This window comes from Mesorhizobium sp. M2C.T.Ca.TU.002.02.1.1 (genome assembly GCF_003997225.1).
The window spans coordinates 1-1,919 of the sequence record NZ_RZTO01001021.1 but is presented as its reverse complement, the minus strand read 5'-3'; the positions used below and the strand labels follow the sequence as shown (position 1 = coordinate 1,919).

Sequence of the window (1,919 nt, the reverse complement as noted above, 5' to 3'; positions counted from 1 at the left end):
CCCACCAGAAGATCGACTTGAAGTCCTCGACGCTCATGCCCTTGTTGATCTCGGCATATTGCGGGATCTGTTGGTAGCGCTGGAACTCCTCCTGCCATTCGGCGTCGTTAAGCGGCGGGATGACGCCGTGAATCGGCTGCCATTCCGTGATCGACAGCCCCGAGCCGGTCAGACGCGTGGAGCCGCCGACCAGCACCAGCGCAACCAGCACCAGCAGCACGACGTAGAGCCAGCCGCGCACCAAAGCGCGGTTGTGGAGGTCGCGGTCGCGTGCGGTATAGGGGGCTGTGGCGGTGATGGCAGCCATTTCGGTCTTCCGGCTGTTGAAACGCGCGATTGGTGGACCAAGGCCGCCCAACTGGCAAGACTGGACAGCGCGGCACGCCGTCGCGCCGGACCGCGACGGTTGCGCGCGCCCATCATTCGGCCTAATCGGGGCCGATCAACGAGATCGCGACATGCCCATTCGCCTGAAAAAGCTGATCGGAACCATATTGCTGGTGGCGCTGGTCGTCATCTACGCGCTGATTGCGTCGGCCGTCGCGGTCACCAGGCTCGCCGAATACGGGCCCACCGCGCATCTCCTGTTCTTCCTGCTCAGCGGCTTTCTCTGGGTTCTGCCGGCCATGGCCATCATCAAATGGCTGATCATCGAGCCGCGGCCCAAGGGTTGAGCCTCGCCGGCGCCGCCGGCTAGTTTAGATGGTGACAACCATCTTGCCGGCATTGGCGAGCGGCGTCGTGATGCCGGACAGCATCGTGCGGATGTGAGCGACGCTCTGGTAGCGGCCGTTGACGGAGATGCGCGGCAGTGCGTGCAGGAAGCCGGCATGCTCGGCGCGCAGCACGCCGTGCCGCGTGGTCACCGCCGAGGCATAATCCGCATCGCGGACGAAGCCCACCTCGCGGCAACCGACCGCGCTGGCGTAGCCGTAGGGGTAGGCGAAATGACGCGGTTCCTCGCCGAGCTTTTCCTTGAGGATGCGACGGACGTCGCCGATCTCATGGCGCGCATCGGCTTCGGACAGCCGCTTCAAGTTGCGATGGTTGACGGTGTGCGCGCCGATGGTCACCAGCGGATGGGCGGCCATGGTGCGAAGCTCATCCCAGTTCATCAAGGTGCATGGGCGGCCCGAGCCGAATTTGAACCCATTCAAACGGGCCAGTTCGCGCAGAGCGGCGCCCTGCTCTTGCTCGGGGACTTCCACGGTCAGCCAGGCGTTCAGCCGCGCGACGGCCTGGATCTTCCTGCCCGGCGTCGAGCAATCGATCAGCGTCGGCTTGCCCGCCGTCGTCAGCGTCAGGCGCGAACTGGTATCGACGATGTCCTCGATCACATCCCACCAGAGGTCGGCGGCGCCGTCGATCAAGCCGGGCGCGACGTAGATGGTGATCGGCGCCCGGTGCTTTTCCAGCACCGGCAACGCTTCCGTCATGTTGTCGCGATAGGCATCGTCAGCAGTGATCGTGGCGAACTGACCGTCCTTGCCGCCATTCCTGATGCGTTCGATCGCTTCATCAAGGGAAACAAAGGCATAACCCTGCCCCTTCATATCAGCGATCAGCCTGTCGAGGAAGGCGGGAGCGATGTTCAGATGGCGATTGACGCTGTTCGGCTTCTCCGGCATCGCGGTGACGCGATGCAACATCAGGATAGCGCCGATGCCGCCGACAAACGGCCGCGCCAAGGGCGCGAGACCGGAGTAGCGGGCAAGGTTCAACGCCAGTTTCCGGATTGCCTCGCCCCCGTCGATCATTCCTTCACCTTTTGCGCCTAGGCTCAAGCAAGCATGACATTCGCCTATGCGAACCCCCAAGTCGGAACCAATACGTCTTAAGGATTGAGGGATGGTTGACGCCGCCGCGTCATTTGACGGCAACCGGGTCGCGGCCAACGAGATTTCCGCGCGCTCCATGCG

Annotated in this window: 3 protein-coding genes; 1 reads left to right on the top strand and 2 read right to left on the bottom strand. The window is 63.6% G+C overall.

What is annotated here, in order from left to right; translation table 11 throughout:
* The coding region (locus EOD07_RS32800; protein WP_206519629.1) for a COX15/CtaA family protein at window positions 1-307 on the bottom strand (307 nt) is incomplete at its 3' end.
* 151 nt (window positions 308-458) lie between these two features.
* Here EOD07_RS32800 and EOD07_RS32795 point away from each other — a divergent pair.
* Entirely contained in the window at window positions 459-674 is a 216-nt protein-coding gene (locus tag EOD07_RS32795; protein WP_040999884.1) for a DUF2842 domain-containing protein, read from the top strand.
* 24 nt (window positions 675-698) lie between these two features.
* On the opposite strand, the gene EOD07_RS32790 is transcribed toward EOD07_RS32795, so the two are convergent.
* A complete protein-coding gene (locus EOD07_RS32790) occupies window positions 699-1,757 on the bottom strand; it encodes a polysaccharide deacetylase family protein (protein ID WP_127238189.1) in 1,059 nt (352 codons plus the stop codon).
* Window positions 1,758-1,919: the final 162 nt, after the last annotated feature.

Coding starts and splice junctions, on each gene's coding strand:
- EOD07_RS32795 (WP_040999884.1), top strand. CDS start 459: ATGCCCATTCGCCTGAAAAAGCTGATCGGAACCATATTGCTGGTGGCG.
- EOD07_RS32790 (WP_127238189.1), bottom strand. CDS start 1,757: ATGATCGACGGGGGCGAGGCAATCCGGAAACTGGCGTTGAACCTTGCC.